Origin of the sequence: Paenibacillus enshidis (assembly GCF_042136365.1) — a bacterium.
GTDB lineage: Bacteria > Bacillota > Bacilli > Paenibacillales > Paenibacillaceae > Paenibacillus > Paenibacillus enshidis.
The window spans coordinates 1-18,424 of the sequence record NZ_JBHHMI010000001.1; the positions used below are offsets into that span (position 1 = coordinate 1).

The following is an 18,424-nucleotide window of genomic DNA, read 5'->3' on the forward strand; positions in this document are numbered from 1 at the left end:
AAAATGGGAATGGATGTCTTCTTTTTGGATGGGGCTTGCCGGCAAGGATGAAAAACGGCAAGTTCTTCAGTGGCCTCTGCCGGTGCCCAACCCTTTTTTGTTGATTCTCAATCTGAGCCATTAGAATCTGAGTTTGATCAGGGATCGAGATAGAAAGGTAACTTGGGCCGCAGACAGCCGTGAGTGCGAACCCCAAGCGCACATGAAATCCCCGGGAGATTCGCACCACCAGATTTCATGCAGCTTTTCACGGTTTTTCTGAAAAATGGCCTGCTTTAAACGGTACCTGATTCGGGGATTCGCACTTTTAAGCCCACGAGCCCTTACGGGGCAAGGGCCGAAACGGCCCGCTGTTACTCCCCTTGCGGGAGTATGGATTGAAACAAACGTCGGTGTGCTGGACACCAAAGGTACATTCAGTTACTCCCCTTGCGGGAGTATGGATTGAAACAGGAACAATTATTTCACTTACCAACCAATAAAGTGTTACTCCCCTTGCGGGAGTATGGATTGAAACGCAAATGCGGTCATAGAAACTTTGAAGTTCTTTAAGTTACTCCCCTTGCGGGAGTATGGATTGAAACGGCATGGCCGGCAAGACGATCGGCGCCCTGCGGCGAAGTTACTCCCTATACGGGAGTATGGATTGAAACGGTTTTGCTACACATCATTTGATGGGCCACATCAGTGTTACTCCCTATACGGGAGTATGGATTGAAACCTGGATATCAGCGAAAAGCTGGTGAGTACTGCTGGTTACTCCCTACACGGGAGTAACATGGAACTCCAAACGAGTGAAATAAATTAAAGGCTCCAATCACTACCTCCCCAAAAAAATTCTCTTCCACCTTCTTGCAGGTGAAAAATGACGGCCATTTGGCATTTATATAGAACTTAGCGATAACCCGCAGCATTCGCTGGTTTGCCCGCCTCCTGCACCTCTACAAGATAACGCCAGCAGTCCGGCTGGGAGCCATCGAGATCATAAAAACCATATACCTGTGCGAGCTGACCACTTGAAACCGAATGACCGTTCCAGCGTGCTGCTTCCGGATCTGCAGCTAGAGCGGCCACAGCACGTCCGACAAAGTGGGGTGTTTCCGAGATGATAAAATGAGGTTCCTTTGCCGTAGCATCACGCCAGTTTTCTTCTGTAACGCCAAAGTGATCAAGCATAATTTCAGACCGCATCCAGCCCGGAGTCAAAGCTACCGCGGTGCAGTTAAATGGCGCAAGCTCATGGGCTAAAGCCTTAGCCATTCGAATAACAGAGGACTTGGCCAGATCGTAGAACAGTGATGAACGGTAGTTTTGATCATTGTACTCTGCCGTGCCGTCAGTCATTTCAACGACCAGTCCGTTTTTGTTGCGGATTAACAGCGGCAGGGCAAAATGGCTTGTTATAATATGCGTGTCAACCGCAAGCCGCAGCATGCGCAAACCCCGTTCCAGCGAATGCTCCCATACAGGCACGTCCCATTCTGCCAAATATTCGGATCCCCACACATCGTTGACCAGAATGTCCAGTTTTCCCTGTTCATTTTCAATTCGTGCCATTAGAGCTTGAACCTGGTCAGGATTCAGATGGTCCACTTGAACTGCTATTCCCTGGCCGCCTGCGCTGCACACCAGTTCGGCGGTTTCTTCAATCGTTTCGGGGCGATTATACTCGGAGCGCTGCGTTCTTGTCGTGCGTCCTGTCACATATACCGTGGCACCGGCTGCTCCTAATTCGATGGCGATTCCGCGGCCTGCGCCGCGTGTTGCGCCTGCCACCAAAGCTACTTTTCCCTCTAGAGGTTTCATCATTTGTTGCTCCTTTCGTGTTCTGTCTCCTACATTATGGGCTTTAAATATGTCATCTAGTGTCATAATAAAATTGCCTGTCATCGATTCACTCTGGAACCCTTCCAGTACAGCAAGGTTGTATAAGCTGAGGGGAGAGGGTATAGTTTTGTATGTATTATATTTTGTATGAAAGAGGTTAATATGGCGACAATTCACGATGTGGCTTTAAAAGCGGGGGTATCTGTCACGACCGTATCCCGTGTTATGAATAACCGGGGATATATCAGCGAAACGACCCGCAAAAAAGTGTTCGACGCAATGGATGAGCTTAATTACCAACCGAATGAAATCGCACGTTCCCTGCTCCGCAAGCAGTCCAATATTATCGGCCTGATTATTCCGAATGTTGCGCATCCTTTTTTCAGCGAGCTTGCCAATCAGGTGGAGTATTATGCCTATCAGCATGATTGCAAGGTGCTGCTGTGCAATTCACATATGGACCCTGTTAAGGAAAAAGTATATATCGACATGCTGAAACGCAACCGGGTCGATGGCATCATTATGGGCAGCCATACGCTGGAAGTGGACGAGTATCGTCACCTGAATTCACCGATTGTGACATTTGACAGACAAATTGATCCGCATATTCCTTACATTTCTTCGGACAATTACCGTGGGGGCGAGCTGGCCACGGAGCTGCTTATTCGCAAGGGCTGCCGGAAAATTGCGCATATATGCGGAAATCTGGAGCTCAACATGCTGTCTAATCAGCGGACAGACGCATTCCGGGATGTTGTGAACAAGCATGGTGCAGAGCGTGTGATCGTGCAAACGGATTTGAACGTGTTCGCGCAGAAGGATTACGAACGCATCATCCGTCAGCTTGTTCAAGAACATCCGGATGTCGACGGAGTCTTCGCAACGAGTGATATCATCGCTGCAGTTGCGATGAAAGAATGTATGCGCACAGGTAGACGTGTGCCGCAAGATGTGCGCATTGTAGGCTTCGACGATGTAAGCGTTGCATCCTGGCTGACGCCGGAGCTGACATCGATAAGACAGCCGATCGCGGATATCGGCAGACTGGCGGTTGAGCTGATTCGTAAACAGGCGGAGGGAGAGAGGGTAGAGCCCATGAATCTGCTGCCGGTTGAGCTTATTGAGCGGGCTACCACCTAATTGCCTAATGAGATGGGAAAATCCCGGGAGGTTCATTGATTGGAGAGTTCCTTGTTGGTGTTCTGAGGCACTACGAGAACGAAGCATTCCTGCAATCGCTGTTGACCCTTCGGGCCAAAGGCGAACGCTCCGCTTTTCCGGAATTGCTGCGTGTATATCCATACTTGAAAATCGAAAGAAGCAGCCGTCAATCAAAGGAACCACTCGCGATTTCTGAAGAAACCTACCTCTCAGGCTTTTGTACGAAAAAACGTACAACTGAGGTCCTGAGGGGCCTCGGTCCCAGGCTTTTGTACGAAAAAACGTACAACTGAAGTCCTGAGGGGCCTCGGTCCCAGGTTTTTGTACGAAAAAACGTACAAATGAAAGCCCGAGCGGTCTCCATCCTACGCTATTGTACGAAAAAACGTACAAACGAGAACCTGAGCGAGCCCCGTCTAAACGTGGTCTGGCTTCTGTGAACATACGTCGATAGACGTCTTCCTAAAGAGTGTCAAAGGTTTAACATGTCAAACGATTGACATAAGTCAAACCTTTGACATATAATTCGTCTGTAAGCGCTTCACAATATACTCAGATCATTATGAAAATAGGGGGATAACAAGTGACGGCGAAATTCAAAAGGGTTCAATGGATGGTCATGCTGCTTCTTTTGGTAATAGTGGTGTCTGCTTGCGGCGGCTCTGCAGGAGAAAGTAATTCGGCGTCCGGAGGAGCAACAGGGGATTCGGGAAATGTGAAAATTACGCTGCTGAACTCCAAAGGTGAAATCCTTTCACAATTGGAGGATGCCGCCAAAGCATTTCAGGAGGACAATCCAGGCATTACGTTGGAAATCCAGCCGGTTGCGGCCGGTACATCTCCATTTGAGCGTGCTTCGGCATTATATGCGTCAGGCAACCCGCCAACGATGATGATGCTGGATACAAGTGATGTCGAGAAATTCAAGGACCGCATTCTCGATCTGAGCGGGGAGAAGTGGAATGCGGATACGCTTGAGAACGCTGCCAATGAAACTACGTTTGACGGTAAAAACTACGCTTTTCCGCTAGCTATAGAAGGCTACGGATTCATCTACAACAAGTCTGTTGTTGATAAAGCGGTGGGCGGAAGCTTTGATCCGGCCACAATCAAAACCAGAAATGATCTCGAAAAGCTGTTCCAGCAAATTGAGGCATCCGGGAAAAAAGCACTGGTGATCTCGCCGATGGACTGGTCGTTGGGCGCTCATTACTTGCCTTTGGCCTATGCCGGACAGAACAAAGACATGGTGGAAGTGGACAAATTCATAACTTCACTGAAGGCAGGCCAGGCCAACTTGGCCAACAATCCGGTATTCAACGGTCTGATGGATACCTTCGACGTGATGATGAAGTATAACATTGACCAGGCTTCTCCGCTGGCAGGAACGTATGAACGGGGACCGGAGCTGCTCGGCAAAGGGGAAGTCGGCATCTGGTTCATGGGCAACTGGGCATGGCCGCAAATTAGCAGTTTTGATACCGCAAACCAAGAATACGGTTTCCTGCCTGTACCGATCAGCAATCATGCCGATGATTACGGCAATCAGGAAATTTCGTCCGCCGTATCCAAACGTATTGTCATTGACAAGGAGAAAGCTACCCCGCAACAGCAGGAGGCGGCGAAGAAGTTCCTGAACTGGATCGTTTATGATGAAAAAGGTCAGGATTTCCTTGTGAATAAAGCAAACATTATCCCGGCGTTCAAAAATATTACACTGCCTGCGGCCGATCCGCTCGGCAAGTCCATTCAGGATTACATGGCAAGAGGCAAGTCAGAACCTTCGATGAGTATGCTGCCTGCCGACCATTGGGCAAAGACGGGAGCGTCCATGCAAAAATATTTGGCGAAACAGGGCGACCGCGCAACGCTGGCCAAAGAGATCGAAGACTACTGGAAAACCGTAAAATAAGATCTTTTCCAACCGCCTCAAATGGGAGAGAAAACCGGAATAAAGAGAGGGATCATCATGATTGCGGAAAAAGGAGTGTGGAACCGGCTGCGTTTACGGCTACTGTTTACCGGACCTACCTTGTTTGCCTTCACTACGGTAATGATCATTCCGTTTTTATATGGCATTTACCTGACGTTTACGAACTGGGATGGTATTTCGACAACACAATCATTGGTAGGTATGCAAAACTACCTGGCTGTTTTCCGGGATGCTGACTTTTGGAAATCGTTTGGTTTGACGCTGAAATATGTGTTTTATACCGTCGTGCTTATCAATGTCATCGCTTTTATGCTGGCATACGTACTCACCAAAGGGTTGAAGGGGCAGAGCATTTTCAGGGCAGGATTTTTCCTGCCCAACCTGGTCGGCGGTATTGTGCTCGGTTTTATCTGGCAGTTTATTTTCAACTTTGTGCTTGTTTATTTGGGTCAAAATGCCGGCATCCAGTCCCTTAGCGCAACTTGGCTGGCTGATCCTGATAAAGCGTTCTGGGCGCTCGTCATTGTAACGGTGTGGCAAAACGCTGGTTACATGATGGTCATTTACATCGCAGGCTTGACTGGTGTGCCGGATGATATTATGGAGGCTGCAAGCATAGATGGGGCGAGCGGCTGGATCAAACTACGGAAAATGGTGCTGCCCCTGATGGTCCCTTCATTCATCGTATGTATATTTTTGTCCCTGCAGCGGGGATTTATGGTCTATGATGTGAACCTCGCGCTCACGAAAGGCGGGCCGTTCGGCAGTACAAAAATGGTGTCGATGCATGTGTATGAAAAGGCATTCCTTTCCCGTGATTATGGTGTGGGCCAAGCCGAAGCATTCGTGCTTTTCCTGATGGTTGCCCTCATTACGCTGCTGCAGGTTTATTTTAGCAAGAAGCTGGAGGTGGAAGCGTAATGGCAAGCCAAAAAGCTGCCTTCAGTGTGCTTAAATTCATGGTGCTGACCGTCATGCTTATATTGTTTATCGTGCCGTTCGTTTTCCTGCTGATCAATTCGTTCAAGGAGAACACGGCCATCACCGCTAATCCGTTATCGCTTCCTGACAGCTTCAAAATGGCCAACTATACGTATGCGCTCGAGAAAATGAATTATATCGACGCTTTTACCAACTCATTGATGATAACGGTGTTAAGTGTCCTGTTGATCTCGCTGTTCGCGGCGATGACAGCTCATTATTTTGTCAGAAACAACAACAAAGTAAACCAATATACGTTTCTGCTGATGGTGGCTTCCATGATCATTCCGTTTCAGGCCATCATGATTCCATTGGTGAAAATTTATGGATCACTTGGTCTGCTGAACAGCAAGTGGTCATTGATTTACATGTACATCGGTTTTGGCAGCTCGTTGGCTGTCTTCATTTATCATGGGTTCGTAAAAGGGGTTCCGAAGGAACTGGAAGAAGCGGCTCTGATGGACGGCTGTACGCGGCTTCAGACCTTCTTCCGCATTGTGTTTCCGGTACTGATGCCGACGACAGCGACCATTTCCATTCTGAATGTGCTGTGGATTTGGAATGACTTTCTGCTGCCTTCACTTATTCTTGTCGATCCGGAGCAAAGGACGCTGCCGCTGTCCACATATAACTTTTACGGAACCTACACGGTGGATTACGGTCCGCTGATGGCCAGCCTGGTATTGACGATTTTTCCGGTCATTATCATCTACCTGTTCGCCCAGAAGTATATAATTCGGGGTGTGATGCAAGGTTCGATTAAATAAACGAAAAGGGTAGGATGCCTTATCAAACAGACTAGAAGGTATACGAGAGAGCAAGCTGATCAATTTATCGCCCAATCGGAGCATTTGCTTCGTCCAGATTACAGGCTGAACTACCATCTGATGGCCGAGTATGGCTGGATGAACGATCCGAACGGATTTATCCACTATAAAGAGCAGTATCACTTGTTCTACCAGCATTACCCGTATGAGCCGGTATGGGGACCGATGCACTGGGGGCATGCCGTCAGCCGTGATCTTATGAAATGGGATTACCTGCCGGTTGCCTTGGCTCCCGACGGTGTGTTCGACCGGGACGGCTGCTTCTCCGGCAGCGCCATCGAGCAGGACGGCAAGCTTGTCCTCATGTATACGGGGCATGTCGTGACCGGACCGGACAAAGATCAGGATTACAAGCAGTCACAGGGCATTGCCCTATCGGAGGACGGGGTGACGTTCGAAAAATGGGAAGGCAACCCGGTTATCGGTTATGATGCTGTTCCGTCGATGGTCAGCCGTAAAGATTTTCGTGACCCTAAAGTGTTCAGGCATAGCGATCAATATTACGCTGTTCTTGGGTCGAATGATGCCAAAGGAAACGGATTGGTATTGCTATACCGCTCAAATGACCTGCGCAGCTGGACATATGTCAATGTGCTTGCTAGGAGTGACGGGCGTTTCGGCGACAATTGGGAATGCCCGGACTTGTTTCCGCTTGGGGGCCGGCACGTATTTATGCTCTCCCCGCAGCGCATGCCAGCCCAGGGAGAAGCTTACCGCAACCTGCATTCGACCATGTACGGTATCGGTGATTTTGATCCGGTTGCCGGGACCTTTACGGCAGAGCGGTATGCGCCGGTAGATCACGGGTTTGATTTCTACGCCCCGCAGTCGACGGTGGATGACAAAGGACGGCGTATCATCATCGGTTGGATGGATATGTGGGAGTCGGACATGCCGACCCAGCAGGGGCATCATTGGGCTGGTGCGATGAGCCTGCCGCGTGAGGTGGTCATCGACGGCGGCCGGTTGCTGTTCCGCCCACTGGAAGAGACAGAGAAATACCGTTCCAATCTGTTCGAGCAGCCTGTTACGGTGCTGACAGGCGAGCAGACTCTGGAGACGGGGGGCGACAATTATGAACTGCAGGCCGTATTTGAATTTGAAGCCGGAAAAACCGAGGAATTCGGTTTAAAGCTGCGGGTGGGCGGCGGCGAGGAGACGGTGCTGTCGTACCGTCCCGGCGACGGCCTGTTCCGTTTCAACCGTGACCGTTCTGGGATCGGGCCTGGGGGCGAGCGGAGAGTGTACCTCGGACAGGATGATGGCCGTTTGGAGCTGCGCATTTTCGTCGATAAAAGCTCAGTGGAGGTATTTATCGGCGATGGCGAATATGTCCTTACCGGCCGGATTTATCCTGGCCCGAAATCGCTGGGCATTTGCGCTTTTGCCGAAGGAGCTTGTTCACTCGTCTTATTCCACAAGTGGGATATCGTCACATAATGTTATGGCGGCAGGAGCCTGGCGGAAAAGCCGTTGAAAATACGTATCTTACCCTTACGTTGCAAAAGGAATTGACACGTAAAACGTATTATGTAAAATGAGGATATGTTGAAGACGGCAGGTGCGAACCCCAAGCGCACATGAATTCCCTGGGAGATTCGCACCACCAGGTTTTACGCGGCTTTTCACGGTTTTAGCCTAAAATTGACCTGTGTAAAATCATATGAAATTCGGGATTCGCACTTTTGGGCCTCGGAGCCCTTATGGGACAAGGGCTGAAAAAGCCCGCTGTTACTCCCCCTGCGGGAGTATGGATTGAAATGAATGCCTCCAGTAGGTGGAATAGTAATGGATCGTGTTACTCCCCCTGCGGGAGTATGGATTGAAATCTATGCGGAGGGGGTTTATGTTTGGACGGCGACGTTACTCCCCCTGCGGGAGTATGGATTGAAATTCCAAAAATTTGGCGCTAACCAAAATGCCGGCAAGTTACTCCCCCTGCGGGAGTATGGATTGAAATTCCAAAAATTTGGCGCTAACCAAAATGCCGGCAGTTACTCCCCCTGCGGGAGTATGGATTGAAATCGCCCAGCAATCCCCCGACGCAAGCGAAACCGAAGTTACTCCCCCTGCGGGAGTATGGATTGAAATGCCGAATCCTCATATGAGGAAAAGGCTCGCGCCAGTTACTCCCCCTGCGGGAGTATGGATTGAAATAACGATCGATAAACAACTGCTGATCCATGACAAAGTTACTCCCCCTGCGGGAGTATGGATTGAAATGTAAAAAAGACACCCTCCTGTTCGTTGTACAGTTCGTTACTCCCCCTGCGGGAGTATGGATTGAAATTGCGTGTGCCAGTACCCTTGCCTTACGGAACGTCGTTACTCCCCCTGCGGGAGTATGGATTGAAATATGCACACAGCACCCAACCCTCATTAGGGTTTAGTTACTCCCCCTGTGGGAGTATGGATTGAAATTATGCTTAGATTCTGATTAGTAAAAAAATCCCGACTTTGCTAGAGCAAGAGGGCATTTCAGTGCACTTTAGTGCAGGGTGGTTTAGAGAGCAAGGCGCTTTCTAAGTCTCAATAATCAAACTGGTTATCCCAAGGCAGAGTAGAGATAGTAAATCAAAAGTAATAAAATGGTACAGAAAGGTGATAAGTATGGAAATAAAATTTGGTCCTTTCCTTGATGATAATGAAAATCTAAAAAGCTATTCAAAATTATCAACAATTTCATTCTTATTTATAGATGAGTTTTTAGAAAACGAAATTTTAAAAGAAAATCAATATGATGCATTATTATCGTCACTTTTATTTACGGCTAAACACATCAGCTACAGTATACGTTATCTTATCAGTTGGGGAATGCTCTATCCAGCTATAGCACTAGCAAGAGTACGTTTGGAGCAGACAATAGTGTTTTCATATCTACTCTATGAAGAGCCAGAAAAGGGTTTAATACCTTACATATCTCAATTTCCGATAAACCTCTATCATGGGGCAAAACGTGCAGTGAATGATGCGGATCTTTCAAAATATTTTAAAACAGATATGGATTTATTTAAAAAGGCTGCATATTATTCTCAAAAAAGAACAGTTCCTGATTTTGATGAAAATGGCGATAAATTCACGAGGAAATGGACTAAATTGGATTTGTTATCTATGGTAAAAAAGAGAGATGAGATGGCTAAAAACACTAGTATAATTTCGAGGCAACGATTAGAAATTAATTATCAGTCCATTTATTCTGATTTAAGTTCAATAATCCATTCCGATTGCAATTCAACAACAACATTTTTAAAGCATTTTTGGAATGAAACAACAGGTCAATTTGTGATTTACCAAGATTATGAATGGATAGATATAATTCTTACATTATGTGCGCGTCTTGATATATTACAGTCTTATGAATATTTAATATATCGAGAATGCCAGGCTGAGGAAGTTTTTCTTGATCTTCATAACCAATTAGTAGATTTAATAAAAGTCACTTATAAAAAATAGCCAAGCCATTTAGCTAGACGTAAAGCTGCTTCAGGTTCAAAGACTTCATATAGCGAAATTCATTTGAATGTGTATTCAAATTGTACATCACCAAACGAATTTTGGGTTTGCTTGGGTAATGAACGCTGTCGTGTCGCCAGCCTGCAAGCGATTAGGTGAACATAACTCTATGATTCGTAGAACTACATTAAGGGGTGAGTAAGATTCCTATAAACAAAAATGTTGATATAATTGCACAGTTTGCAGATCAAGCTTTTGACCAAAAAGATATTCAAACTTTAAAAAGCATAGCGGAAGATAGTCTTGAGAAATTCAACTCCCCTGAATATTCTAAATTAGATAGAGCAATTCTGGTGTATCATGGTGCAACTTCTTATGCCAACTATATTTCATTAGTTCATAACGGTGTAATGCAATATTCTGAAGAAAGTAATAATGAATCTGATTTTGAGTTCTGTATATATTTATACAGAAAAAGCTTAGATTTTTTTAGAGCTTTTAGAGAAAATAATGATTCATGGAATAAGGCTGATGCTATAGAAAAACAATATTATTCGAACTATTTGCAAATGCTATATGTCAATTATGCAAATGACCTAAATCAGTGTGGTAGATTATTACAATCTATTTCGCAATTACAGCATGGAGTTGCTAGTCACTTTTCGATGGCTGTTGGAAATATGGCAGCTAAATTGATCACTTATGGGCAATATGACTATGATATTGGGCATAGTCATATCTTTTTTAAAGAGGCTCACCACTTATTATTAGAGGCGCTAGAAGGGGATTTGCATGAAGATGCACGGCTCATTTTTTTAAGGCAAAAAGAATGGTTAGAGAAATACTTCCCTGAAGATTTCTTAGAGGAACCATATAGTTTGAAAGACATATCTTTGGGGGAGACAAATGAAGAGAAGAATTATAGGATGTGGTGTTTAGAGAACACATTTTTTTTAAATACCCTTAATGATGCTTTTTACTACCCATTGGTTGCTCATGATTGTATTCATCTTCCCGAAATTGTTACAGATATTCAAACGGGCTACAAATTTCATGGACTGTTCAATCAATTGAAGCAAGAATATGTTTCTGCTAGGTTTATGATTTATGATGGGTTACATAACCGGGGTGAACATTACTCAGACAAAGATGTTCTTATGTATAATACGCTTGACTATCCTATATATGGATTAAGTATTGAGATGGTTAAGTGTGCATTCAGGAGTTTGTATTCCTTATTCGACCGTATAGCATTTTTCATTAACGACTATTTTGAACTTGGAATTAAGGAACGAGACGTGTCTTATAAAAGTATATGGGAAGGAAGAAAAGGTGGAAAAGGTGGATATGAATATAGTTTAGATTTGAAGAAAGCAATGACAGGGACAGATACGTATAACCTTCCGCTCATAGGATTATATTGGCTGTTTAAAGATGTAGGGAAGAAAGAGATTAAACACGATTACCTAGAACCGGCTATCAAGCAGATTTCAGATATAAGGCATTCACTCGAACATCGTTATTTTAAATTACACGATTCACTGTTTGTTCCTCATGAAGAACCAGCATTAAGTGATACATTGGCTAAATCTGTGAAAATTGATGTTTTCAAAAGTACCTGTATGCAATTGTTACGGTACTCAAGGGAAGCAATTATACTTTTAGTCTTAGCTGTTCATCGAGAGGAACAGCTAAGAAATGAACAAAGAGATGCAAATAGATTGGTGGCACATATGTATTTGGATAAGTTTGAAGATACATGGAAGCAGATATTTTAGCAATAAAAATATCGGACATGAATGCTGCTAGGGCGCTTCTTTTAAAAGTAATCACATAATATTGATAACCAAGATAGAAAAGAGAGCAGAGAGAAAGAGAGCACCGAGGGGACGGTAAAATCTCTAAATCGTATTTATGATGAATTTGGAAATCTTATTCCATATGGTTTTTCTAACGTAAAACTACATAATGATTTTATAAAGTCTTTGAAAGAAGAGCTTCCAGAAGGGAAGCAAATTTTATTCCAAGGAAGTTCGGTGACTGGAGTGAATCACAAAAAAGGATGACCATTTGACCAAGGCAGAAAAAGCGATTTTGATATTGCATTGGTGAATGATGATTTATTCTTGGAAACGTTAGAGATTGGAAGAAGTGGTGGATTTAATTTCCAAATATGAGGTCTAACTTCATCGTCTTTAGACGGTATCCGCTTTTAGCCTTAAACGATCTGGACATACTTTTCGTAAGAGGTGAAAGTATGGAAGGATATCAGAAAAGCAGCCATGCGATTTATGATCTAAAGTATCACGTCATCTGGGTAACGAAATACTGATACAAAGTACTGAAAGCGCATTGGCCGTAAGAACACGGAATTAATTCGTCAGGGATGTGAAGCTAGAGGAACCGGAATCTTACAGGGAAGTGTGGGAAGGAGCATATCCATTTGTTGTTGTCCTGTTCACCATGCTGGCGCTGAGTAAAATGGTGCAATATCTGAAAGGTTGGTCATCTCGATTGCTGCAGGAAGATTTTCCTGAGTTGAAGAAGAAATATTGGGGACAACACTTGTGGGCACGGGGGAATTTTTGTGCAACGGTGGGAAGTGTTACGGAAGAAATGATACAGAACTATATCGCGAATCCGTTCACAGAAGAAAAGGACGAAATCTTCAGATTGAGGACGAGTTTTAGTCGGAGTTGCAAGGGGCTTTCAGAAGAGCTTTAGTCTTATGAAACGACTTTAGTCGTCGACATTTAGGGACTGTAGTGAAATAAACGCCCTAATAAAACACACGTAGAACTGGAAATGAGCGAAGCATGATTCAGCAATATCTGATAGACTGGGAGAAACAACGGTTTGGCAGGAGAATGCCCTCCAATCCGAAGGAGGAACCTCACATGCAGAATACGTTGAAGCAACGTTACGAACAATTGCGGCCCTTTCTGAATGAACTTCAAAGACGATTATTTGCGGCAACAGAAGCACTCGCCTACGGGCGTGGAGGGATCGCATTCGTCGAACGAGAATTGGGCATCAGTCATAAAGTCATCCAAGCGGGTATTCGGGAATTGAAGAACCCCGAGCAGATCGACCCTGAACGGATTCGGAAGTCGGGTGGTGGGCGTAAGCGTACCGTCGATACGGATCCAACGCTACGGAGCGATTTGGAGAAGTTGATTGATCCAGCTACACGGGGTGAACCCGATTCTCCGCTACGCTGGACAAACAAAAGTACGCGTAAACTCGCTGCTGCCTTGAACGAAATGGGACACAAAACAGACAACAAGATGATAGCCACGCTATTGCACGAACTCGGCTATAGTCTGCAAGCGAATCGAAAAACAGAAGAAGGCGGTCGTCATGAAGACCGTGATGCACAATTTCAGCATATTCACGATCAGGCGCAGGCCTTCCAAAACGAAGGAGAGCCGGTCATCTCGGTCGATACCAAGAAAAAAGAGCTGGTGGGCGACTTCAAAAACGGGGGTGTCGAGTGGCAGCCGAAAGGCAGTCCAGAGAGGGTACGCGTTCACGACTTTCAGATCCCCGAGCTCGGAAAAGTCAATCCCTACGGTGTCTACGATCTCAGTGCAAATGCCGGATGGGTGAGCGTAGGCACGGATCACGATACGGCGGCTTTTGCAGTGGAAAGCATCCGGCGCTGGTGGACGACGATGGGTCAAGCCACCTATCCCAACGCCACGAAACTCCTGATCACAGCAGATGGAGGCGGAAGCAACGGCTCTCGTGTACGGCTATGGAAGACGGAATTGCAGACGTTAGCAGACGAAACGGGATTGTCTATATCCGTCTGCCACTTTCCTCCGGGAACGAGCAAATGGAACAAGATTGAGCATCGTCTGTTTTCGTGCATCACCCAAAATTGGCGGGGAAAGCCGCTAACCAGTCATGAGGCCATCGTCCATTTGATTGCGTCTACAACGACAACAACCGGGCTGAAGGCGCAAGCCGAATTGGACACAACATCATATCCGAAAGGGATCAAAGTAACCGATGAAGCCCTGGCACAAGTGAACTTAGAAAAAAATGACTTTCATGGAGAATGGAACTACACAATTTCGCCTAAAAACAGGTAGTTTATTTTGCTACAATCCCTTATGTCAAAATCCATCTGCTTTGAGCAGGTAGTTGTTTAAGGATAAAAATAAGACACAGGAATAGGTTTTCTTACCCTTACGTTTCAACTCAATCAGTTGTTGATGCTAATCAATAACCCGATCCTGTTCCCGCATTTGGCTTATGTGAGATATTCAATTCAAACGTAAAACGTATTATGTAAAATGAGGATATGTTGAAGACGGCAGGTGCGGAACCCGAAGCGCATATGATTTCCCTGGGAGATTCGCATCACCAGGTTTGACGCGGCTTTTAGCGGTTTTACCCTAAAATTGGCCCATGTAAAATCATACAGAATTCGAGATTCACACTTTTGTGCCCCGGAACCCTTATGGGACAAGGGCTGAAAACGCCCCAGTTACTCATCCTGCGGGAGTATGGATTGAAATCGGCGCATAATCACACCGTTATGATCCTAGGTCAGTTTTCCCCTTGTGGAAGGAACCTATCCAGTGAAGAGAGGGGCGTCTTGAGTGTCCGGCAGATGTACGAGCCAGAAAGTGTATCTGGGCAATCAAACATAACCGGGATTCCGGCGCTTTCTGTTCCAATGCTTACAAAAAGCAAGTTTGGAGGTCGGCTGGCTTTGGTTTGTCCACAATCTGACGAAGAAACAGAAGTGGATGAAAAAATAAACGGATCGGCAATGATGAGTTCTTTGCCTGGTCCGTTTTTTTGATTTTGATTCCGCAGGCCGTCCTTTGACTTTTTTTCAACAGTAGAGCTCCCTACAGAACATTGACAGGGGACAGAAAAGTATTTAGAATAAAAATTGATTGATCGACCAAAATAAAAAATGAACAATCAAATAACAAAAAGGGAGATGAATAAATGGAAAACAAACAATCTTTGATAGCTGATGCGCGGAGAGAACAAATCATTAAAGCTGCTATAGAGGTTTTGACGGAAATTGGATATAACAGCACAAGCCTTTCCAAAATAGCAAATAAAGCGAGTATAAGTACAGGACTTATATCTTATCATTTCTCTGGTAAGGAAGATTTGATGAGAAATACTTTGATGTATTTGGTTGAGCAAGAGCGAGCCTTTATTAAGGGAAAAGTGGAACAGAAACAACCGTATATGGAGAAATTAATGACTTTTATAGAAGCAAGCTTGGCATATCAGGGTACAAACCGTGGATATAACAATGCGTTACTTGAAATTATTTTTAATGGTCGCACACCAGACAACGTCCCTTATTATCGGGCAGAAGTTCATGAGGAAGATGAATTAAATGTTTTGTTGAGAGAGATTCTTTATAAAGGACAAGAAGCTAAAGAATTTGGTGACTTCGACCCTCAAGTGATAGCAATTGTCATTCGAGGTGCCATATCAGGATCGATGTCATTGCCTCAATATGAAAATAAGCTAAACCTTGAAGATTACAGTGAAAAGATGATTAAGAGCGTTTTAAAAATGATCAAATAAAAAAACGAGAGTGAGATATATAACGTCGTTGTGAACCCAACGTTGGGGAGTGAGCAGCTGCAGTTAACCAAAGTTTTTGCGGCAGGCCTTTGTCACTGTTCTTCAGAATATTCCAGTTGAAAGGAGCCTAAAATGATCAAGAACCATAAGTGGCGCAAAGCTGCGCAACGAGTCAAGGCAGGGAACGGGCGTTCACTAAAGCCTTTTCGATGGTGGCAACCGCTCAACCGTGCCCTGTTTTACCTCACGTTGACCAACGATGATGGCCGACAAACGGTCTTCGCCGTTGACGTCCCGTATTGGCAACAGTTTCAGACGGACGACGGTAAGGGCAAGGCCCACCTGTACCTCGATGGCAAGCATCACGCCGAGTCCAAACTCCCCGCGGCCTTCCCCGTGCCGGGAGGAATGATTATCGTAGAGGGCTCAGTTTTCGGCCTTAAGCGTTGCGACTATGTTACCACCGAGGGAAGCAAGCAGCAGCTCTCCCCGGACGAGCGTTCCGCCGAAGGACGGCGCGCCCGTCTTGAACGCGAGCACCCGGCGTTGAGCCGCTGGATCGGATTTTTGTCGCTGATCATGCTCATTATCCCTATTCTTCTTGCTATCCCTCAGGTCATTGATGCAGTCTCTCAGGTGCCCCCGATAGCTGAGCGCTTCGGGAACTTCAACTCGCCCATTGCTCTGCCGATCTGGCTCAACATCACGCTCGGGCTCTGCGCCGTTGCAGCCAGTATGGAGCGCGCAACACGATTGCGATGGAACGCGTTGCTAGACGGTAGCTCTTAGTATGTAGCTGCCTATGCAATTCAATTTATCTGTACACCCCGGCATGTTTCATGGCTCAATTGAATTGGAGCGCCACGAGGTGCTGCATAGAAAGATTGATATGGCAAACAAACTTGATGAATTTTTTCAGAATGACGGTGGACAGACTTATTTTGTTATGGTCGGTTCCGCACATGTTGTGATTGATCCGAGTGTCCCAGGTGAACTCGAGAAAAAAGGATACAAAATCGAACGCATATATTAAGGCATGTGAGCCGGTATATGTTTACGGATTGGATTCGGCTAACAACGTTTATATGTGCTGTTATATCCGAACATTGAGGAGAGAATTAATCATGAACAATAAAAAGTGGTATTTTATAGGAATCGCACTGATCGTCTTGAGCTTCGCCGGAACGGCTTGTCAGTCGCTCGATGTTGTCGACAAGTTGCCCGCTCACGAGCAGAAATGGACGTTTGCGCAGGACGAGCTGAGTACGCTCGTCGTCGATAGCGAGTATGATGTGGACATGGAGTTTATCGCCAGCCCCGACGGCTCCAACTACGTGGAAGTCAGCGGCAATATGCAGCAAAACACGATCGATCAGTTGAAAGCGACAGAGATCACGGGCAATGGGCTGGAGCTGCCACTGCAGAGGGATGTGAAATTAGTCTCTCCCAACTACAAGTCCATTAAGCTGCGGATGATTGTAGCGCTGGCGGATGACGCCCGGCTGCAGCAGATCAGCTATACATCGGGCTCCGGCAAGACCAGCTTTACCGGCTTGAAGGCGGAAAATATCGACTTGTCCGTTTCTTCCGGCAATCTGCGCGCGGAAGCGATCACCGCCGGACGGTTGAGTCTAACTTCCAAATCCGGGGATATCACGGCGGAGCGGGTCCAGGGGGATACGGAAATCCAGCTGCACTCCGGCGATATCAAGGTGGAAGGCCTGAAGGGCGCCCTGAAGATGCAATCGACTTCCGGCAGCATTACCGCCGTTGATGTCGACGGCTCGGCCGATACCACGCTGCATTCGGGCAATATCAAGTTTGACCGGTTTACCGGAAAAGGTGTGTTTAAATCGACCTCCGGCAACATTACCTTGACAGGGCAACGTTCGGACAGCCTGGATATCTCCGTCCGTACGGGTGATGTGACTTTGTCGCCCGATCCGGAGTTCAAGGGATTCTTCGACTTGAAGACCACTTCCGGACATATCAAGGCACCGGATTCCCGGCAAGAGACGACGGATGTAATCAAAGTACGGGCAACTTCAGGTGATATTCGAATCCAGTGACGGGGGCTGCAGTGAAGACCCGGGTAAAAATTCTTCATGATGAGTGGTGCTGCAGAGCGTAGCCTTCGCCTTTTGTATGAGGTGAGGGCTCTTTTTGTGTTCATTTGCTTGAATGAGGTCCTGTTACGAATAACAGGAAATCGGTTTGCTTACCTTTACGTTTTAGCTCAATCAGTTGCTGATGCTGATCAATAAGCCGATCCTGTTCCCACATTTAGCTTACGTGAAGATGTTTAATTCAAATGGAATTGACACGTAAAACGTATTATGTAAAATAAGGATATGCTGAAGACGGCAGGTGCGAACCCCAAGCGCACATGATTTCCCTGGGAGATTCGCACCACCAGGTTTGACGCGGCTTTTAGCGGTTTTACCCTAAAATTGACCCATGTAAAATCATACGGAATTCGAGGTTCGCACTTTTGGGCCTCGGAGCCCTTATGGGATAAGGGCTGAAAACGCCTGCTGTTACTCCCCTTGCGGGAGTATGGATTGAAACTGACATCAGCTTGTACCTCCTTGGCCCGCTCGCTCGTTACTCCCCTTGCGGGAGTATGGATTGAAACCCCGGTACATTACCGGAATGCTCTCCATACGCTCACGTT

The 18,424-nt window shown here is 46.1% G+C and carries 14 protein-coding genes, 1 pseudogene and 3 CRISPR repeat arrays (1 of these 18 cut by a window edge); of the genes and pseudogenes, 14 read left to right on the forward strand and 1 reads right to left on the reverse strand.

The features are described 5' to 3' along the window. Positions 1-352: 352 nt before the first annotated feature. Positions 353-721: direct repeats of the CRISPR family, unit length 32 nt; unit sequence GTTACTCCCCTTGCGGGAGTATGGATTGAAAC. A 173-nt stretch (positions 722-894) separates the two neighbouring features. Then, positions 895-1,806 carry an SDR family oxidoreductase gene (locus tag ACE41H_RS00005; RefSeq protein WP_375353121.1) on the reverse strand — a complete coding sequence of 304 codons (912 nt, stop codon included), beginning with the start codon at positions 1,804-1,806 and terminating at the stop codon, positions 895-897. A 183-nt stretch (positions 1,807-1,989) separates the two neighbouring features. Here ACE41H_RS00005 and ACE41H_RS00010 point away from each other — a divergent pair, with 183 nt between their 5' ends. The 14 genes and pseudogenes from ACE41H_RS00010 (at position 1,990) to ACE41H_RS00075 (ending at position 17,819) form a co-directional block, all read left to right on the forward strand. Continuing rightward, positions 1,990-2,967: a LacI family DNA-binding transcriptional regulator gene (locus tag ACE41H_RS00010; protein WP_375352365.1), complete on the forward strand. Its 978-nt coding sequence runs from the start codon at positions 1,990-1,992 to the stop codon at positions 2,965-2,967. Between the two features lie 634 nt (positions 2,968-3,601). Then, a complete protein-coding gene (locus ACE41H_RS00015; RefSeq protein ID WP_375353123.1) occupies positions 3,602-4,900 on the forward strand; it encodes an ABC transporter substrate-binding protein in 1,299 nt (432 codons plus the stop codon). 57 nt (positions 4,901-4,957) lie between these two features. Beyond that, entirely contained in the window at positions 4,958-5,842 is an 885-nt protein-coding gene (locus tag ACE41H_RS00020; protein ID WP_375352366.1) for a carbohydrate ABC transporter permease, read from the forward strand. After that, a complete protein-coding gene (locus ACE41H_RS00025) occupies positions 5,842-6,669 on the forward strand; it encodes a carbohydrate ABC transporter permease (RefSeq protein WP_375352368.1) in 828 nt (275 codons plus the stop codon). The genes ACE41H_RS00020 and ACE41H_RS00025 overlap by 1 nt, the downstream gene beginning before the upstream one ends. An 84-nt stretch (positions 6,670-6,753) precedes the next feature. Next, positions 6,754-8,169 (forward strand): glycoside hydrolase family 32 protein, encoded by a 1,416-nt coding sequence (locus ACE41H_RS00030; RefSeq protein WP_375352369.1) that lies wholly within the window; start codon positions 6,754-6,756, stop codon positions 8,167-8,169. Positions 8,170-8,459: 290 nt separating this feature from the next. Then, a CRISPR array of direct repeats spans positions 8,460-9,150; the repeat unit is 32 nt; unit sequence GTTACTCCCCCTGCGGGAGTATGGATTGAAAT. A 189-nt stretch (positions 9,151-9,339) separates the two neighbouring features. After that, entirely contained in the window at positions 9,340-10,182 is an 843-nt protein-coding gene (locus tag ACE41H_RS00035) for a DUF5677 domain-containing protein (RefSeq protein ID WP_375352371.1), read from the forward strand. A gap of 194 nt (positions 10,183-10,376) precedes the next feature. Next, positions 10,377-11,960, forward strand: coding sequence for an LA2681 family HEPN domain-containing protein (locus ACE41H_RS00040; protein ID WP_375352372.1), 1,584 nt, complete (start codon positions 10,377-10,379; stop codon positions 11,958-11,960). 479 nt (positions 11,961-12,439) lie between these two features. Next, positions 12,440-12,906: pseudogene (tnpA, locus tag ACE41H_RS00045) on the forward strand (IS200/IS605 family transposase). Positions 12,907-13,079: 173 nt separating this feature from the next. Further along, complete coding sequence (locus ACE41H_RS00050; protein ID WP_375352373.1) at positions 13,080-14,279, forward strand: ISAzo13 family transposase; 1,200 nt, start codon at positions 13,080-13,082, stop codon at positions 14,277-14,279. 509 nt (positions 14,280-14,788) lie between these two features. Continuing rightward, positions 14,789-14,998, forward strand: coding sequence for a hypothetical protein (locus ACE41H_RS00055; RefSeq protein ID WP_375352374.1), 210 nt, complete (start codon positions 14,789-14,791; stop codon positions 14,996-14,998). 152 nt (positions 14,999-15,150) lie between these two features. After that, positions 15,151-15,750 carry a TetR/AcrR family transcriptional regulator gene (locus tag ACE41H_RS00060; protein ID WP_375352376.1) on the forward strand — a complete coding sequence of 200 codons (600 nt, stop codon included), beginning with the start codon at positions 15,151-15,153 and terminating at the stop codon, positions 15,748-15,750. 132 nt (positions 15,751-15,882) lie between these two features. Further along, the gene (locus ACE41H_RS00065) at positions 15,883-16,539 is read left to right on the forward strand and encodes a hypothetical protein (protein WP_375352377.1); all 657 of its coding nucleotides are present in this window, start codon (positions 15,883-15,885) and stop codon (positions 16,537-16,539) included. Positions 16,540-16,552: 13 nt separating this feature from the next. Beyond that, entirely contained in the window at positions 16,553-16,783 is a 231-nt protein-coding gene (locus ACE41H_RS00070) for a TraB/GumN family protein (RefSeq protein WP_375352378.1), read from the forward strand. Between the two features lie 91 nt (positions 16,784-16,874). Further along, on the forward strand, positions 16,875-17,819 hold the full coding sequence (locus ACE41H_RS00075) for a DUF4097 family beta strand repeat-containing protein (protein WP_375352380.1): 945 nt from the start codon (positions 16,875-16,877) through the stop codon (positions 17,817-17,819). Positions 17,820-18,286: 467 nt separating this feature from the next. Continuing rightward, positions 18,287-18,424: direct repeats of the CRISPR family, unit length 32 nt; unit sequence GTTACTCCCCTTGCGGGAGTATGGATTGAAAC; it runs 575 nt beyond the window's last position.

Coding starts and splice junctions, on each gene's coding strand:
- ACE41H_RS00005 (WP_375353121.1), bottom strand. CDS start 1,806: ATGAAACCTCTAGAGGGAAAAGTAGCTTTGGTGGCAGGCGCAACACGC.
- ACE41H_RS00065 (WP_375352377.1), top strand. CDS start 15,883: ATGATCAAGAACCATAAGTGGCGCAAAGCTGCGCAACGAGTCAAGGCA.
- ACE41H_RS00015 (WP_375353123.1), top strand. CDS start 3,602: ATGGTCATGCTGCTTCTTTTGGTAATAGTGGTGTCTGCTTGCGGCGGC.
- ACE41H_RS00050 (WP_375352373.1), top strand. CDS start 13,080: ATGCAGAATACGTTGAAGCAACGTTACGAACAATTGCGGCCCTTTCTG.
- ACE41H_RS00070 (WP_375352378.1), top strand. CDS start 16,553: ATGCAATTCAATTTATCTGTACACCCCGGCATGTTTCATGGCTCAATT.
- ACE41H_RS00035 (WP_375352371.1), top strand. CDS start 9,340: ATGGAAATAAAATTTGGTCCTTTCCTTGATGATAATGAAAATCTAAAA.
- ACE41H_RS00020 (WP_375352366.1), top strand. CDS start 4,958: ATGATTGCGGAAAAAGGAGTGTGGAACCGGCTGCGTTTACGGCTACTG.
- ACE41H_RS00075 (WP_375352380.1), top strand. CDS start 16,875: ATGAACAATAAAAAGTGGTATTTTATAGGAATCGCACTGATCGTCTTG.
- ACE41H_RS00060 (WP_375352376.1), top strand. CDS start 15,151: ATGGAAAACAAACAATCTTTGATAGCTGATGCGCGGAGAGAACAAATC.
- ACE41H_RS00025 (WP_375352368.1), top strand. CDS start 5,842: ATGGCAAGCCAAAAAGCTGCCTTCAGTGTGCTTAAATTCATGGTGCTG.
- ACE41H_RS00010 (WP_375352365.1), top strand. CDS start 1,990: ATGGCGACAATTCACGATGTGGCTTTAAAAGCGGGGGTATCTGTCACG.